Source organism: Phycisphaerales bacterium (genome assembly GCA_040217175.1).
Classification (GTDB): Bacteria; Planctomycetota; Phycisphaerae; order Phycisphaerales; family UBA1924; genus JAHCJI01.
On sequence record JAVJNT010000001.1, the window covers coordinates 489664 to 505397 of the forward strand.

13 protein-coding genes are annotated in these 15734 nt (G+C 67.4%); 6 read left to right on the forward strand and 7 right to left on the reverse strand.

Annotation, left to right across the window (positions count from 1 at the left end; genetic code table 11):
• Positions 1 to 19 precede the first annotated feature (19 nt).
• Positions 20 to 1504, reverse strand: coding sequence for a leucyl aminopeptidase family protein (locus tag RIA68_02140; protein MEQ8316232.1), 1485 nt, complete (start codon positions 1502 to 1504; stop codon positions 20 to 22).
• A gap of 188 nt (positions 1505 to 1692) precedes the next feature.
• Complete coding sequence (locus RIA68_02145; protein MEQ8316233.1) at positions 1693 to 2526, reverse strand: GC-type dockerin domain-anchored protein; 834 nt, start codon at positions 2524 to 2526, stop codon at positions 1693 to 1695.
• A gap of 362 nt (positions 2527 to 2888) precedes the next feature.
• On the opposite strand from RIA68_02145, the gene RIA68_02150 reads away from it, so the two are divergent.
• Entirely contained in the window at positions 2889 to 3491 is a 603-nt protein-coding gene (locus tag RIA68_02150) for a sigma-70 family RNA polymerase sigma factor (protein ID MEQ8316234.1), read from the forward strand.
• Positions 3488 to 4627, forward strand: a complete 1140-nt coding sequence (locus RIA68_02155) for a hypothetical protein (protein MEQ8316235.1) — start codon at positions 3488 to 3490, stop codon at positions 4625 to 4627. Before RIA68_02150 ends, RIA68_02155 begins: the two co-directional genes overlap by 4 nt.
• On the opposite strand, the gene RIA68_02160 is transcribed toward RIA68_02155, so the two are convergent.
• From RIA68_02160 to RIA68_02170, 3 genes are read right to left on the reverse strand one after another with little or no spacing between them, the layout of a single operon-like run.
• Positions 4624 to 5385: a hypothetical protein gene (locus RIA68_02160; GenBank protein MEQ8316236.1), complete on the reverse strand. Its 762-nt coding sequence runs from the start codon at positions 5383 to 5385 to the stop codon at positions 4624 to 4626. The genes RIA68_02155 and RIA68_02160 overlap by 4 nt on opposite strands.
• Before the next feature lie 36 nt (positions 5386 to 5421).
• On the reverse strand, positions 5422 to 6177 hold the full coding sequence (locus tag RIA68_02165; protein ID MEQ8316237.1) for an NTP transferase domain-containing protein: 756 nt from the start codon (positions 6175 to 6177) through the stop codon (positions 5422 to 5424).
• On the reverse strand, positions 6174 to 9464 hold the full coding sequence (locus tag RIA68_02170) for a DUF115 domain-containing protein (GenBank protein MEQ8316238.1): 3291 nt from the start codon (positions 9462 to 9464) through the stop codon (positions 6174 to 6176). The genes RIA68_02165 and RIA68_02170 overlap by 4 nt, the downstream gene beginning before the upstream one ends.
• Positions 9465 to 9574: 110 nt before the next feature.
• On the opposite strand from RIA68_02170, the gene RIA68_02175 reads away from it, so the two are divergent.
• Entirely contained in the window at positions 9575 to 10213 is a 639-nt protein-coding gene (locus tag RIA68_02175; GenBank protein ID MEQ8316239.1) for a hypothetical protein, read from the forward strand.
• Positions 10214 to 10216: 3 nt separating this feature from the next.
• Here RIA68_02175 and RIA68_02180 read toward each other — a convergent pair whose 3' ends face one another.
• On the reverse strand, positions 10217 to 11074 hold the full coding sequence (locus RIA68_02180) for a hypothetical protein (GenBank protein ID MEQ8316240.1): 858 nt from the start codon (positions 11072 to 11074) through the stop codon (positions 10217 to 10219).
• A 366-nt stretch (positions 11075 to 11440) separates the two neighbouring features.
• Between RIA68_02180 and RIA68_02185 the strand changes: the two genes are divergently transcribed.
• The gene (locus RIA68_02185) at positions 11441 to 11740 is read left to right on the forward strand and encodes a hypothetical protein (protein ID MEQ8316241.1); all 300 of its coding nucleotides are present in this window, start codon (positions 11441 to 11443) and stop codon (positions 11738 to 11740) included.
• Positions 11741 to 11811: 71 nt separating this feature from the next.
• On the opposite strand, the gene RIA68_02190 is transcribed toward RIA68_02185, so the two are convergent.
• On the reverse strand, positions 11812 to 12888 hold the full coding sequence (locus RIA68_02190; GenBank protein ID MEQ8316242.1) for a M20/M25/M40 family metallo-hydrolase: 1077 nt from the start codon (positions 12886 to 12888) through the stop codon (positions 11812 to 11814).
• Positions 12889 to 13016: 128 nt separating this feature from the next.
• Between RIA68_02190 and RIA68_02195 the strand changes: the two genes are divergently transcribed.
• Positions 13017 to 14522 carry a GC-type dockerin domain-anchored protein gene (locus RIA68_02195; GenBank protein MEQ8316243.1) on the forward strand — a complete coding sequence of 502 codons (1506 nt, stop codon included), beginning with the start codon at positions 13017 to 13019 and terminating at the stop codon, positions 14520 to 14522.
• A gap of 36 nt (positions 14523 to 14558) precedes the next feature.
• On the forward strand, positions 14559 to 15728 hold the full coding sequence (locus tag RIA68_02200) for a sialidase family protein (protein MEQ8316244.1): 1170 nt from the start codon (positions 14559 to 14561) through the stop codon (positions 15726 to 15728).
• The last annotated feature ends 6 nt before the right edge of the window (positions 15729 to 15734 follow it).

The following is a 15734-nucleotide window of genomic DNA, read 5'->3' on the forward strand; positions in this document are numbered from 1 at the left end:
CGCGAGCGCCGGGCGCGGGCTACCAGTGCTGCGCCAGCCGCGCCAGCAGGCGGGCGCTGAAGCCCGTCGGGCCCTTGACGTACGGCCCCTCGTCGCCGTCGACCGCGTGCGTGCCGGCGATGTCGAGGTGGCACCACGGGATCTTCTCGTCGACGAAGTAGCTGAGGAAGGCGGCGCCCTGGATGGGGTGGGCCTTGCGGTTGGGGTTGCTGTTGATGATGTCGGCGATGGGGCTCTTCATCATGTCCTTGTACTCCTTGTGCAAGGGCAGACGCCAGACGCGCTCGCCGCTGGCGTCGCTGGCGGCCTGCACCTTATCGCGGAGCTTGTCATCATCGCACCAGAGGCCCGCGAACGTGGAGCCCAGCGCGACGACGACGCCGCCGGTCAGCGTGGCCACGTCGACGATGGCGGCGGGCTTCTCCTTGTCGCACGCATAGCACAGGCCGTCGGCCAGGACCAATCGACCCTCGGCGTCGGTGTTGGTCACTTCGACCGTAACGCCGTTGCGGAAGGTCAGCACGTCGTCGGGGCGGTAGGCCTCGTCGCTGATGGCGTTCTCGGCCGAGCACAGCAGCGCGACGACGGGGACCTTCGGCTTGATGGTCTTGGCGATGGCGAGCATCGCGCCCATGACGCCGCAGCCGCCGTCCTTGTCGCGCTTCATGCCGACCATGCCGCCGCCGACCTTGATGGACAGGCCGCCCGAGTCGTAGGTCATGGTCTTGCCGACGAGCACGATCGGCTTGGCGGTCTTGCTCGCCTTGGCCGGGCGGTACTCGATGCGGATCAGGTGCGGCTCGTTCTCGCTGGCCTTGCCGACGTTGATGAGCCCCTCCATCTTCTCGCGCTTGAGGGCGTCGCCCTTGAGCGCCGTCACCTTCAGGCCGTGCTTGCTCAGCTTCTTGGCCTCGGCGAACATCCACGCGGGCGTGGCGACGTTGGGCGGCGTCTGGCTCAGCGTGCGGGCGAAGTTGGCGCCTTCGGCCAGCCCGAGGCCGAGCTGGAGGGCCTTGGTGCGCGCGGCCTTGGACTCGATGATCGCGAGCTTCGGCTTGGCGCTCGAGGGGTTCGCCGTGCCGCGGAAGGTCTCGCAACGCCAGCTCAAGAGGCCCAGGCTCTCGCCGACGGCGGCCATCGCGTCGCCCTCGTCCATCTTGGCGGCGGTCAAGGCATCGTCGAGCTCGAACCGAACGCTGGTCGCCTTGGTGGCTGAGAGCTGGCGTCCCGCGGCGGCCACGGCGTTGCGGATCGTGTCGGCCGTCAGCGTCGTGGCGTCGCCCAGCCCGAGCAGCAGCACCCGACCGGCCGGCTTGCCGCCTCCGGGAAAGGCCTGCGCGATCGAGCCCGCCTCGCCCGTCGACTCGGCACGCTTCGCCGCGGCCGCCAGCGACCCGTCGGCGTCCAGCTTCTTGGCGGCCGGGCCGAGGCCCTTGCCCTTGAGCACGCCCACGACGATCGCCTGGGGCTGGCCGGTCTTCTTCACGGTGATCGCGTCGAACATGGTCGTGGGCTCCTCTCTGCCGACGGTGCTGCTGATGCCTGGAAAGGGCCGGAGTGTAGGGAGCACGCCCGGCGCATACGCAAAGCGGGCGTGCGGTCCACGGAGGAACCGCACGCCCGCACCCGAGAAAGGAAGCTCGTCAGGACTTCTCCGCGCTCGGCCGAGCCGAGCTCGATCCACGAAATCGCTTACGGGCAGCCCGCGTCGAACTCGTTGGAGAACGTCAGGAAGTCGAAGATCGTCAGCACGCCGTCCCCGTCGAAGTCGGCGGTCAGGTCGCCGGCGTCGAACAGGTTCGAGAACGTCAGGAAGTCGAAGATCGTCAGGACGCCGTCGCCGTCCAGGTCGGCACGGCAGCCGGCGCTGGCCTCCACGAGCAGCACGTCGTCGATGTAGGTCGGGTTGGCGTTGGGGGCGTACAGATCGAGCACGTCGATCTGGGTCAAGCCGCCGCCAGACACGTTCTCGCTCCAGACCAGGTCTTCGGCGAACGCGACGCCGTTGTAGTAGATGTCGAACGTGTCATTATCGAGGTCGATCTCGGCCCGCAGCTCGACCCACTCGTCGAGGATCAGGTCGGTCGTGTTGCCATCGAACTGGCTCTCGACCGTCAGGTCGATCGTGCCGAGGCGAACCTGCATCGACCAGTTGCTGTCCACCGGACTGGCATCGTTGAACTGGTTGAGGATGATGACGTAGAAGTCGCCGACCGCGGAAGATGACATGAACGTCTGGCAGGAGAACGTCCACTGGCCGCTGGTCGCGATGGGCGTGCCGCCGTCGCGCATGCGATAGATGATGTCCGTTTCGAACTCGTCAGCCAAGAACGAGTTCGAACCCGAGGCGGCCTCAGCGTCGGAGACGAGCGCGTCGATACCGCCGGGCCACAGGTCCCAGCCACCCTGGCCGGCCACGCCCGAACCGGCCGTGTAGTCCTCGAATCCGTCGTTGATCAGCGTCGTCTGGGCCAAAGCCGGTGCGGCGATGCCGCACGCAAGAGCAATAGATATCGCAGTTCGCATGGCGAACCTCCCCTTTGTCGTGTTTCCTTGGAGAGGTCTTCAGCGTCCGCGATCGACGGAATCAAGGCCCTCGACGACGCCGAGCGGGCAGCACGACGTCCGACGAGGGACGCAGCGACGTGCGCCCCGATTCCAACACGATCGACCGACGTTCGGCAACCATACCGACATCTGAACAACTCCCCACGGCGGGACCGAGCATCCCCTTTACCAACCACAGTTTCCACAATCTTGCTCAAGAATCAATAGGTGATAACCCGCGTAGGACCAAAATCGTCGTGGGTGCGGTCGCTGCAACGGCTCCGTCTACACTGCGTACGTTGGCTCGGCCGTCGAGGAGCACCAAGGGGGGCCATGCCCGCGTGGCGGACGACGAGACCCAACTCATCCAGCGCGCCAAGGCCGGCGACGGTGCTGCTGCCGCAGAGATCGTCGAGCGCTTTCAGCATCGGATCTTCACGCTGTGCCTGCGGCTGCTGGGCAATCGGGACGATGCCGAAGAACTCACCCAGGAGACGCTGGTCAAGGCCCTCACGGGGCTCGAGCGGTTCGATGGCAGGGCGTCGCTGTCCACCTGGCTCCACCGGATTGCTACGAACGCCTGTTATTCGCGGATGCGTTCGGATCATGTTCGAAATCGGGGCCGCGTGCCCTGGCCCGAAGACGGGGAACCTGCGGCTGCCTCACGCGTCCAAAGTGGCGACGAGTCCGTCGATGCCGGCCAACGCCGACGCGACGTGGCGGCAGCGCTGGAGGGATTGCAAGCCGAGCACCGCGTGGTGCTCGTGCTCCGCGACGTGCAGGGACTGGAGTACGAACAGTTGGCCGACGTGCTGGGCGTGCCAGTGGGAACCATCAAGAGCCGGCTGTTCCGGGCCAGGGTCGCCCTGCGCGAGTCCATCGAGACGCTGGAGTCTGGTTCGACGGTGCGACGTGACCGCGCAGGCCGGGGAGACCGCTCGTGATGCACGCCGGCTTCGATCCAGATCGTGACGTGCCCGACGGCATGTCCGAGGCCGATCTGCTGGCGTACGTCGAAGCCGATGCAGCGCAGATCTCGGCCGCGCGTCCGGAGTCGATCCTCGGACGCGTTGAGTCGGCACGGCGGAGCGATGCGAGGCTCGCCGCGATGCTCGATGCCATGCGCATCGACCGCGCCGCGATGGGATCGCTCGACGCGCCCGCGCCATCGGAATCGGTCGCGATCGCCGTGCTCGAAGAGCACGAGCGCCAGTCGCTGCTCGCCCTTTCGGACATGGCAACACGCGGGCCCCGCGCGGCTCGCGAGCAAGACGACGAGTCGTTTTCCTTCTCCGCGATGCCGCGCTGGTTCAAGCCCTCGCTCGCCGTCGCCGCAGCGCTGGCTATTGCCTTCGGAGCGTGGCAACTCGGACCGCTGCTGCTTCCCCAGCAGCCGGTGACGCCCGGGCCGGCCGTCGCGATAGAGGACGGCGATACCAACGAGTCGCCTTCCGCGACGCCACCCGACGATCCAATCGCCATCGCGACGATGGAACGACAGGCTCCGATAGCTCCGGGCCCGCAGCCGTTGATCCCATCGGCCGAGCAGGTGCTCGCCGCGCGTCTCGACATGCCCGTATCCGACGCGCTCGAAGTGGCACGCGAGGGCCGTCTGCTCATCTTGGTCGACGTCAAGAAATCGGCCGTGGCGATCGACGCCGCATCGCGACTGGCCGAACGTCCGGTGGACGCGACATGGCGGCTGCGAGACGCCGACGGCGAGCTCATCGCGGCGATGGCCACGCCGGCCCACGCCCGAATCATCGGCCTGGAGGACGCCGGCGACGGACTGCTCGCCGAATCGCGGGGGCCGATTGGCCAGATCGAGGTCGTCATGGCTTCGGCCCCGATGGTCTCGATGGCCGAAGCATCGGCGTCTCCCGCAGCCATGCTCGCGCTTCTCGACGGGCTCGGGCACCTCGGCGAGAGCATCCGCGTCGTAACGCTCGATGAGCCCCTGCCCGGCGCGGGAACCATCGATCCCGCCGCCGATGACTTCAGCGTCCTGTGGTGGAACGACGACCCGGCGACGTGGCAACCCAGAGCGGCGATCCCAGTGCGCTTCGTCGAGTCCCGCTAGCCTGCCGCGAGATACGCGCTGGCACGCCTCGGCCAGCGGTTGCGACGCATCAACTTCGAGATCTGCGGGTCGGCCAGGTACATCCGCACCGCCTCCTCGGGGAGCGACCGCGATTGCTCGCTGGGTGCCGAAGATGGTGCCCGGTCTTCCAATTCTTTCGACGATCCGTGGTAGTGCCCCTCGCAGTACTCGACCGCTCGCGTGACGCGTGCCTTGTCCTTCGACAGGCCCCACGCCTTGAACAGCCGCGTAAAGAACCTGCTCGGGTTCGCCCGGAACTGCTCGAACGTCAACGGCGCGGATGATTCCGACCAGTGTGAGGCGAACGCCTTGTAGTGGTCAAGCTCGAAGTTCGGTCGCAGGGCGTCGGTCCAGCCCCGGGCGTAGAGGCTGTTGAGCCTCGTCAGAGGGTTCCGGGCCAGCCAGACTGCTCGATGCTCGGGAAAGGCGCGCCAGAACTGGGCGGGCGGAGGCCGAAGGTGAGGGTGCTTCACAACGATCGCTTCGCTCCCGTCCGCGATCTCGCCCAGCACGCGCGTTGCGAGTTCGATCGTCGCCGGATCTTCCAGCATGCACTGCCCGGCCAGGTGGGCCTTGACCAGTTCGGCCTGGCTTGCCGGGTAGTTGTATGGCTCGACCGTACGGTCCCAAGGCCCAAGCGGCTCGTCGGCCACCGGCCAGCCCAGAGCGTGCGCGGCGGCGTAGGCCGTGACCGATGAGCCGCTGCGCGGAAGCGAAAAGATCCAATAGGCACGCATGGCTTCAGTTGTAGGCCGCACAGTCGGGAAGCGTGCTCATTGAGTGGCGAGCGTGAGACGGCGACGCAGCAATTGGTCCGCCACGGCTTGGTCGAGTTCGTCGTCGATGTCGACGACGCCGCCGGGCTCGGTCGTGATGGCACGATGGTCCTTGCCAAGGAAGGCATGGGGTTGATTCGTCTCGGCTGCCGCCGCATCAAGTACCGAGCGACGCACCACGATCACGCCACCATCGGGCACGTAGGCAGGCTCCAGGTCCTGCCGCCGGTAGATTCCGCCGAACAGACGATCGCCCTGCCACGGCCGGACGATGCCGGATGCATCGACGCGCGACGTCCAAGTCGGATGATGCTTGCCGACCCGCGCATAGCTCTGCACGCTGTCGCATCCGCTCTCGCGGAACAACTCGATGGCATCAGCAACGAGGCCCGTCGGGCGGACCGGGACGTTCGCGTAGAGGATGACGACGGCTGCATCGTCGGGGACGCGCCCGCTGCCATCGGCGAGCGCCACGGCCGAGCGGGCCGCTGCATCGATCGTGGCGGTGTCGCTGGCAAGCTCGGCTGGCCGAGGCCAGATCTCGATACCGGTCTTCTCGGCAAGTTCGACGATTTCTTGGTCGTCCGTCGAGATGCCAATCCGCGCGAGCGACGGCGTGCTGCGGGCATGTTCGATGGTCCACGCCACGCACGGCTGGCCGGCAATCGTCGCCCGATTCTTGCCCGGGAGGCCCTTGCTCCCACCGCGTGCCAGGATCGCCGCGATCGCCGTATCGCCTTGCTGCTTCGTCATGCGCCACCCCCGACGCTGGCGGCGGACTGCGCTCGGGTCTGACGGTCTTCACGATCCAGCCGCCGCCGTGCAGCGGCGGGCAACGGCAGCGCTGCGAGCCGCCCAGCCCCAGCCGCAGGGTCGGGCACGATCATCGCCGCCCCGAAGCGCATGATCATCTCGGCGTACTGCTCGAGCAGCGTGGGAAGCATCGCGTCGTTGCGGACCAGCCGGGGCACGATCCATGGCGTTGCAAGCCCGCGCGCCGTGTCTGGCAGCAACTCCTCGATCGGCGGCGGGAAGTGGGGGTCGGCCACGTCCACGCTGATGACGTCGACGCCGGCGCGCCGAAGTCGCTCCAACTCCTCGTCGCCCCACGCCAGCGGCGTGCGAACGTGGACCGCGGCAGCGCCATGCCCCCGCAGTTCACCGGCAAGCTCTTGGGCGAACTCCGTGAAGCCGCATCGCTCGCAGTCGAGCGTGATCGCCGCATCGGTCGCGCCCTTGGCGAATGCAAGGACACGCTGCCGAAGATCGTCGTCGGGCTCATCACCCAGCACCGCACGCAGGTGCGTCGGTCGCTGTGGCGCCGACCGGGTGAGGTCAACCAGCATGCTCGTTGCCGAGGCACCACCCGCTGCGCGCTCGAGCGCGGGCAACAGCGCCGCCAGCCGGTCGTGGCTGTCGGGAATCAGACGCCTGCCGAGATCACGGAGCTCGGGATCGACCGTCACGCAGATCTCGCCCGCAATCGGGTCGGGGCGCGGAGCATGGGGCGTGTATGACACCAGCCCGCCGATCGTCGCCACGGGTCCTGCCAGCGGATTCTCGGCGATCTCGGCGACCGCGGGCCTTGCGAGCGCACATGCGGCAAGCCCTGCGGGCGCCTGCGCGAACGCGATATGACGCGCTGCGGGATCCACCAGCAGACGTTCGGCCACGCGATCGGTGATCTCGGCATCCAGCAGGGCCCAATCGCCGCCCAGCACGAGCGCCCCCGGGGCGTCGAGCTCGTCGACGATGGCTAGCGACGACACAGGATCGAACGCCTCGTCGTGCGGCGTGAGCGACGCAAGCCCGCCGCGGAAGCTGGAAGGACTCAACGCCCGTGCCGCGCCGATCGCTCGACGGCGATCGTCGAGGTCCTCGCTCGCTTGACGTACGTCGACGCGCAGTCCCCGAGGTGCCCTCTCGGCCAAGCGTGTTGCGAAGGCGACGTCGGGCGAGATGAGCGTGACGCTCGACACGCGCTCGCATCGTGCCAGGGTCGCCAGCGTGACGTCGAAGATGGACTTTCCGCCGATGACGGGAGCCGATGGGTCGGGTCCTCGAGTTCGATCCTGGTTCAGGCCGCCCGTCGCCGGATCGACCCGGACCAGCGCGGGCAATCGGCCCTGAACGTCTTCGGACATGGAGCAAACCTGGGGCTTGCCGTGCCCGTCCTCGGTTGATCTCAGGAGCGAGGCCATGCGATCGGCGGCGTCTGCGAGCCACGCCAAGTTCTCGGCGTCGCGCTCGATGCGCTGCGACTGCACGTCGCGCTCATCGGCACCCTCGAACTGGATCGCGATGGCCCTGTCCCGCTTGGCTCGACGCAGCCCACCGGTCTGGTTGAGCAGGTGGGTGAGCCAGAACGCGGGCTGCAGCCCCTGCGCCTCGTCACGAACGGCGTGGATCTCGCGCACCTGCTCGTTCATCTCCTGTGCATCGCCGAAGGCATCGAGGGATCGGACCATCTCTTCGGCTCGACGCGACAGCGTGGCTAACGTATCGCAGGTGCTTGCAGCCGATTCAAGAGCTCGATTGACCAGGGCCGCAGCGCTCTCGACCTGCGGATGCGGTGGAAGCGAGACCGGCTGTCCATAGCGATCGATCGCCTCGTCGAGCGCCATCGGCGTCGTGTGGGCCTTGGCCGCCCCGCGGCCGGCGTCGATGACCATCCGGCCTTGCTCTTCATCTTCTGCGAAGGCGTGCTCGAACTGCAGCAGGTACGTATGCAACTGCTCGTCCGTCGCGATCGGCAGGCCTTCCCGGTCGATCGCCTGGCGGAGCATTCGACGGGCCCGTCCGAGCCGCTCGGCCTCCATCATCTCAAGCGTCCGGAACTCGCCCAGCTCGCCCGCCCAGACGCCGTGGATCGCGGCGCCGGCGCCGTAGTACAACCCATCGGTGTACGCGAGATCCTGCCCGACCAGCACGACGGGGTCGCAACCAAGGTATCGCGCGAGGTAGTACGAAAGGTGCGCGACGGTGGCTCCGCCTTGCAGCTTCGCGTGCGATGAGTCACCCAGCACGCGATCGAGCACTTCGTCGGCTGGCATGCGCACCGCCCCGGGCCACGCGCGCAGGATCGCCGGGTTGGCCTTGGGTTCGGCTACCAGCGTGATGCCTTCGACGTCCGACGCGGTAAGCCCCTCGTAAAACCGGCGGCTGATGTCGTGGTGATCGAGCGCCGTGACGAAGTGCGGCTTGATCCCACGCTCGAGCAGCGGCTTGAGCACGGTCTGGGCCGCGATGATGCACGCGCGGTCGCGCACGCCGGGCCTCGCGAGCTCTTCAAAGCTCTCCGCCAGGCTTGGGCCGGCACTGACGACGATCGCAGGCGCGCCCGAGAGCGCATCGGCCAGGTCGTTGATGCCCGGGTTGGACGCGTAGGTCCAGGCGTTGGTCAGCGTGTTCTGTAGCGTCTTTTCGGTCTGCACGAGCTTGGTGACGACCGACGTCTTGGTCGCCGAGATGACCTCGACCAGCCGCTTGCAGAACCGCTCGCCCTCCTCGCCGAGACGGCCCGAGCTGGGTGGGTGGTTCAGGAACCGAACGCCGAGCGCAAGCACGCCCTCGAGCCCCCGCACGCCCGACGAGATCGCGTCGCTGCTCTCGGCCTGGTGCAGCACGACGACGTTTCCGGCCGCAAAGAGCTCGGCGTGGTCGACGCGTTCCAGCACGGCCCGCAGCAGGCCTGCGTCTGGCTCGAAGCAGAACACCAACCCCGCCTGACCGACGCGGCTTGCAATCGCCTCCACGTGGTAGCCAAGCCCGAACCCAGGGACGGCGAACAGCGCCGCCGCAAGCGGATCGGCCTGCTCGGCCAGCCTGTCGGCCTCGCGGAGCGGATGCCTCGCCGATGCCAGCAGCCGCGCCTTGCCCTCGACCTGGATTCGGCAGGTCGGCACGTCGTCGCGAGTCTCGAGGAACTCCGCGTCGGCCCGTGAGGTTGCTTCGGCAACGGCACGAGCCGCTGCCGGCGACGTGCGTGCGAGCGCGCGGAGATTGCGTTCCAGCAGATTTGAGTCGGCAGGCAGGGACATCGGTATCACTCCAGACCGCAAGGTCGTCTGGCCATGCATCGGCGTTCCGAGGGGATACGCTGGAACGTACGGAAGGGCGAGCGATCGCCTCCGACCCGCGAGAATCACGCATGAACGACCTGATCCAGGCGCCCTCGATCCAGCCCCTTCCCTCGCCTCCGCTGCTCGAGCGTTTCCTTTTCGAGCAGCCACTGATGCCCGTGATGGTCCTGGCCGTGATTGCGATCGTGGCCGCCGTCGCGTTCGCAAGGCTCGGCCAGCGCCGCCGCGGTCTCCTGGTTGCCGGCGTGCTCGCCGCGATCGCCGGCGGCGTGTATGTCACGGCCTCCCTGGTCACCACCCAGCGGGAACGCCTGCTCGAGCAGACCGAGGCCCTCATCGGGGCCGCCGCCACGCTCGATATCGCGACGCTCCAGGGCCTGCTGAGCGAGGACGCACGCCTGGCGACCTCCGGGGACATCGCAAGAGTGCTTCCCTCGATCGACGGCCGCGCCGACATCATCGATCAGGCCGAACGCAGCCTCCGAGGCCAAGCCCGGATCAGCGACTGGCAGATCCGCGATCGCCAGGCCACCATCGATGGTCCGAACGTCGGGCGCACCCTCGTCCGCGTGGGCGTCGATGGAGACGCCTTCAGTCGCACCCACTTCTCATGGTGGAGGCTGGACTGGGAAATGGGGCCCGACGGCCAATGGCGGTGCTACGTCGTCGACCCGCGATGGATCCAACTCGTCGGCTCGGCCGACTGAGCCTCAGCGAGAGGGAATGCGAACCAGCACGCTCCGCTGGGCCTGCGCCGCCGAACCCTCGAGCTTGACCGTCCGTTGGGCGCCGTTGAGCAGGTTGTACGGGAACTTCTGCTGCAGGTCGTAGAAGGCAGCGCTCCTTAGCCCGGTCTGCGGATCGACGTCGTCGGCCCGGAACAGCCCAACCGTGACGCTACTGAAATTGGGGCCGTGAAAGTAGAACGCCTGTTCCCCCTCGCTCCGAAGCGTGGCGACCGCCCGTTCGGCGGCCTGGCGAGCCTCGCGACGCTCGGATTCGCTCGGTTGACGCCCGTCGCTCCTTCCATAGCTGCCGATCTGCAGCGTGTACGCGTACTGCGCGCCAAATGCTTGCCGCACGTTCAAGAGGTCGTACTGCGGGTTCGATCCCGGCCTGGGCTGGGGTGGGGTCAGCAGGGCCTGCTCGAACGGCTTGACGTCTTGCCGCTCGATGTTTTGCAGCCGCTCAAGCTCGCTGGCTGCCCTCGGATCCCCCGGGCCTTCGAAGCGCCCGTAGGCGAGCACGATTGCGTCGCCTCGCTCTTCGAGCCGCGCCTCGGTCAGCCCGAACTCGCTCGAGACCCGGCCCAGGGCGAATCGAGCGGCCTGCGGTGCTTCTTCGCCCCGGAACGCGGCCAGCACGATGGTCCAGTCGCCCGCATCCCGACTCGATCCGCCGCCGCCGAACAGCGATCGCCCCTCGTCCGGATCGACGCCCGATGGCTCGGGAGAACCGCCAGCGCACCCGCCGATGGCCACCACGAGCCCGCCCAGCAGCACCGCCGCCGCAAGCGTTCCAGCCCGGAAAGAAGGCTCGCGACGAATGCCCGTACTTTTACCTATCATGCAGCACCCTAAATCAAAATAATTTGCGTCCGCGTTCGATACACCGGTCCCGCCTGAGCGGCCTCCAGGGGCGTCGGACCCCGCCTTACGGCACGATGGAGGCGACTTGAGACATTCTTGGCAGGCACGTCGAACTTTGTAGCGGTGAGAACGACTCGGACGATAGTGATGCCGTCCCAGGGATGGGACGATGGACGGAGAGAGCGGTGGTCGGGCGACGAGGGAACCGTCGCTCAAGCGCGAGACAGGGACGTCAAGTTCGGGGGGCTGCGTAGCCATCCGGCGCTGTGTCGTTGGCCGCCGCGAGAAGAGAGAGGGGTCGGATCGTTGATGCGTTCGAGAGATTCAGTCCGGAGACAACACCCCATGTCAGACATCGGCCACGTCCATTCGGGAGGTCATGCTCGCGACATCCAGCCGCGGCCGGCCGGCAGACCGCCCGCCGGCACCACGGAGCAGCCCGGTCGCGCTGCTGGCGCACCACGCCGCCAGCCCGACCGCGTCGATCTGTCGCCGCAGGCCCGGGCCGGCCGTGATGCCGGCGAGATCCGCGCCGACCTGGTCATCCGCGTCCGCGAAGAGATCGTTCGCGGGGTCTACGAGACCAGCGAGAAGCTCGACTCGGCAGTCGATGCATTGATTGATGACGCACGCAGGTCTGGCTGATCCGATTCACCGAGCTGCCTGCACGCGACGAAAGACTTTGGATTGGAGAGAGAGCGCGGCGCTGCGATGCCTTAGGGTGTCTCGGCGTCGTGCTTTTTCGTGCTCTCGGCTTCTTCGGCAGCGGGCGGATCCGCGAGCGAATCGATCGCACTGATGACCTGCGATACCGCTCTGGCGAACCGATCTCGATCGATGGTCTCCAGCGTGTCGTTGGCGGTGTGGTAGTTCGGGTTGCGGAAGTTGGCCGTGTCGGTCAGCATCGCGCCGGGCCAGCCGCGGATCAGGAACTCGGCGTGGTCCGATCGCATGAGGTCGGGCGGGGGCACGACGAAGAAATCGATCGCCAGCACGCCGGCTTCGGGTTCGGCCTCTAGCATCGCGGCCGCCAGGGCCTGCGTGAACGGCTGGTGACGCCTGACCCCGAGGATCGCGAGAAAGTCGCCGCGATCCGGCGGCCGGAACCCCTCCATCGGTGGCAGCGGCGACCGCTGGCTCCCGGGCTCGTCGCTGTAGTAGCCAAGCATCTCGAGCGAGATCGCGCCGTAGATCGAGAGCTCTCCGCGGTCGACCGCGGGCTCGAGGTGCTCGACCACGTGCTCGCGCGCGCCGATGAGCCCGGTCTCTTCGAGGGTCGTGAACAGCAGCCGGATGCTCCGCTGCCGGGGACGATCATGCAGCAGCCGCGCGGCCTCGAGCAGCGCGACGACGCCCGTCCCGTTGTCGTCGGCTCCGGGGCTGCCGAAGTACGCGTCCGTGTGCGCCATGACCACGAGCCACTCGGACGCAAGCTCGCCCTCACCCGGTAGATCAACCCAGATGTTCCGCGGCGTCGGTGCCTCCTCGGGGGTGATCTGCGCCAGACGCTCCGGCAAGGTCACTTCCTGGGTCTGGGGCTCGAGGCCCATCGCCCGGAGCTTGCCGAGCACGAGTTCCTCGGTGTCGCGCAGGCCCTGTGCGTCCTCGGGCGTGCGATAGCCGGCCCGCTGGGTGGGCAGCTCGGCGAGCAGCGCCATCACCGCGTCCGCGGCCACCTCGTGCCAGCGAGCCTCGGCGGGCTGGGCCTGTTGGCCATCCTGGGCCCGAAGCGGCTCCGCGAGCATCAGGACGCCCAAGAGCGTGGTCGTGGCGATGGAGAGCTTCCGAATCATGGCGTGAGCTCCTGCGGATCTTCGGACCTTGGTGGCGAAGAAAGTGTGCAATCTCGGGTCGATGCGGGTGGAACGGGCCGAAGCCCGCGCCCGGCCATCGTAGAATCGGCCGATTCACGGAGGTTTCGATGACCAGACTTGGCTCGGCGGTGTTCCTGCTCGGTTCACTCTCGCTCGCGGCGCCCGCGTCGGCGCAGCTGCGTGTCACGACGTGGAACCTGACCAACTTCAACGGCTCCGACGCCGGCCGCAACGACGACCTGCGCACCGCCCTGTTCGATGAGTTCGAAGGCCGCTCACTCCGGCCCGACGTCTTGGTCTTCCAAGAGATCACCGGCGCCTCGGCGGCCAGTCGCCTTCCGGGAATCTTGAACGCTGACCCGCGTGGTGGGCAGGATTGGGCCCTGGCCACGTTCATCGACGGCCCGACGACCGACAGCGCGCTGGCGTACCGCACGTCCCGCGTCTCGGTGCGCGACGTCGTCGTGGCCTCGCTCGGCGGTGGGCCGCCGCGCCCGCCGCGTAACACCATGCGCTACGACCTTGCGCTCGTCGGCTACGACGCTCCGGTCCTGAGCGTCTACAGCACGCACATGAAGGCCGGCACATCAGGCACCGACCGCGACCGCCGCGAGGTCGAAGCGCAGGCCATCCGTGCCGACGCCGAGGACCTACCCGAGGGCACCCACGTCATGCTGCTGGGCGACCTCAACATCCGTAGTTCGAACGAGGACGCCTACGAATCCTTGATCGAGAGCCGCCCGGACAACAACGGCCGCTTCTTCGACCCCATCGCCAGCCCGGGCTCTTGGAACGACAGTTCGCTGTTCCGCTTCATCCACACGCAGGACCCCGTCTCGCAGATGGACGATCGCTTCGACTTCATCATGGTCAACGACGACCTGTTCGATGGCGACGGCCTCGAGTACGTCGGCGACGTCACTCGGGCGTTCAGCCGCACGACGTTCGACGATCCAAACCACAGCTACCGAACGTGGGGCAACGACGGTACGTCCTTCAACGACCCCATCAGCCTGAGCAACGACATGGTGGGCCCGACCATCGCCCGCGCCCTGCGCGATGCGCCCGGTGGATCGCTCGGCCATCTACCGGTGTTCGTCGACCTGCTCGTTCCGGCCAAGATCGGGACGCTCGCCTCGCTCAACTTTGGTGAGGTCGACGTGGGCGAGGAGGTCACGCTCGACCTGCCCGTTGGCAACCTCGGCAGCGTCGCGTTGTGGACTGCAGACGGCATCCAGCCGCTGCGATTCACGGTTATCGCGCCGCCGCCGTTTGACACGCCGCTGGACCTGTTCGAAGTCCCCGCTGGCTCGCCTACCGAGTTCGTGCCCATCACGCTGCGCGCGACCTCGCCGGGCGACCTGGACACCGAATTACGCATCCTGAGCAACGACCCCGATCGGCCCGAGGCCGTCGTCCGCCTGACCGCGACGGTCGTGGGGGGCGCCTGCCGTGCCGACTTCGATGGGAACGGCCGCCTGGACATCTTCGACTTCCTCGCCTTCCAGAACGCGTTCGCTTCCGGCGACCTTGCGGCTGATTTCGACGGCGATGGGGCGTTGACGTTGTTCGACTTCCTGGCGTTCCAGAACGAATTCGGAGCGGGGTGCTAGCGTTCGAAGCCGCGTAGCTCGAAGGGGGTCTGAGTTATGAAGGTACTGACGCTGTTTGCAGTGGCGGGCCTGTGTGCTGCGGCAGTCGCCCAAGATGCGGAACTCGTCCGCCGTGCGGTGCTCGAAACGCACAACATTCCTCACGGCGACCTTCCCCGCCAGCGGCAGATCCATTCAGCGACCATCACAGAGGCTAACGACGGCACGCTGCTGGCAGCATGGTTCGGCGGCAGCCGCGAGGGCCGGGCAGACGTGGATATCTGGGTCGCCCGCAAGCCGATCGATGGCCCGTGGGCGGCGCCCACCGTTGCCGACGATGGTGTGTGCACCATCACTGGGCGCGACGGCCAAGAGCGGGGCATTGAGTACGCGTGCTGGAACCCGGTGCTGTTCACCGATCCCGATTCGGGCCGCATCTATCTGTGGTTCAAGATCACGGGCGAGACCGATCTGCCTGGGTACAAGAACTGGTGGGGCGCGGTGCGCACCAGCGACGATCACGGCCGGACGTGGTCGGAACGAATCTGGTTGCCCGAGATCAAGGAAGAGCAACGGCATGCGGTGTTCGAGCCATACGCCAACCGCGCGATCGGGCCGGTGAAGAACCGGCCCATCGTGATGCCGAACGGAGATCTCTTGTGCGCGTCGAGCACCGAGTCGCCCGTCGGCTGGCGTATCCACTTCGAGCGGTACCGGGCGGGGGACTGGACGGGCCAACAGCACGGCGTCGAGATCATCGGGCCGTTGCTGGAAGCGGATGCGAACGCTCCGCGTGGACCGGGCAACGCCCACGCCATCCAGCCCAGCTTCATCGTGCTCTCGCCCGAGATGGAACACCTGGCCGTCTTCGCACGCGAGAGCGCTTGGAGCGAATCACGCGATGGAGGTACCACCTGGTCGCCAATCGAGCGTGCACCCATCAATACCAAGGCGGGGTCGCACGCGATGACGACCTCCGGCGGCGTGCACCTCCTGGCCTATAACCCGCCGCCAAGCCGCCGGCCGCTCTCGCTCGCTCGATCGTTCGATGGCCAGCGATGGGAGGTGCTGATCGAGGACGTCTCGCAGAATCGAGACCAGGCCGATTACCCGACCATCATGCAGGGTGCCGACGGTCGCATCCACATCGTCCACAGCCACGGCCGCGAGCACGTCCGACACATCGTGCTCGATCGCAGCGTGGTGGAGACAAGCAACGAGCAGTAAAGCCAG

Bases quoted from the DNA above. Each gene is read 5' to 3' on its own strand.
- RIA68_02180 (MEQ8316240.1), bottom strand. From the start codon at position 11,074: ATGATAGGTAAAAGTACGGGCATTCGTCGCGAGCCTTCTTTCCGGGCT.
- RIA68_02185 (MEQ8316241.1), top strand. From the start codon at position 11,441: ATGTCAGACATCGGCCACGTCCATTCGGGAGGTCATGCTCGCGACATC.
- RIA68_02200 (MEQ8316244.1), top strand. From the start codon at position 14,559: ATGAAGGTACTGACGCTGTTTGCAGTGGCGGGCCTGTGTGCTGCGGCA.
- RIA68_02160 (MEQ8316236.1), bottom strand. From the start codon at position 5,385: ATGCGTGCCTATTGGATCTTTTCGCTTCCGCGCAGCGGCTCATCGGTC.
- RIA68_02140 (MEQ8316232.1), bottom strand. From the start codon at position 1,504: ATGTTCGACGCGATCACCGTGAAGAAGACCGGCCAGCCCCAGGCGATC.
- RIA68_02145 (MEQ8316233.1), bottom strand. From the start codon at position 2,526: ATGCGAACTGCGATATCTATTGCTCTTGCGTGCGGCATCGCCGCACCG.
- RIA68_02170 (MEQ8316238.1), bottom strand. From the start codon at position 9,464: ATGTCCCTGCCTGCCGACTCAAATCTGCTGGAACGCAATCTCCGCGCG.
- RIA68_02195 (MEQ8316243.1), top strand. From the start codon at position 13,017: ATGACCAGACTTGGCTCGGCGGTGTTCCTGCTCGGTTCACTCTCGCTC.
- RIA68_02165 (MEQ8316237.1), bottom strand. From the start codon at position 6,177: ATGACGAAGCAGCAAGGCGATACGGCGATCGCGGCGATCCTGGCACGC.
- RIA68_02190 (MEQ8316242.1), bottom strand. From the start codon at position 12,888: ATGATTCGGAAGCTCTCCATCGCCACGACCACGCTCTTGGGCGTCCTG.
- RIA68_02175 (MEQ8316239.1), top strand. From the start codon at position 9,575: ATGAACGACCTGATCCAGGCGCCCTCGATCCAGCCCCTTCCCTCGCCT.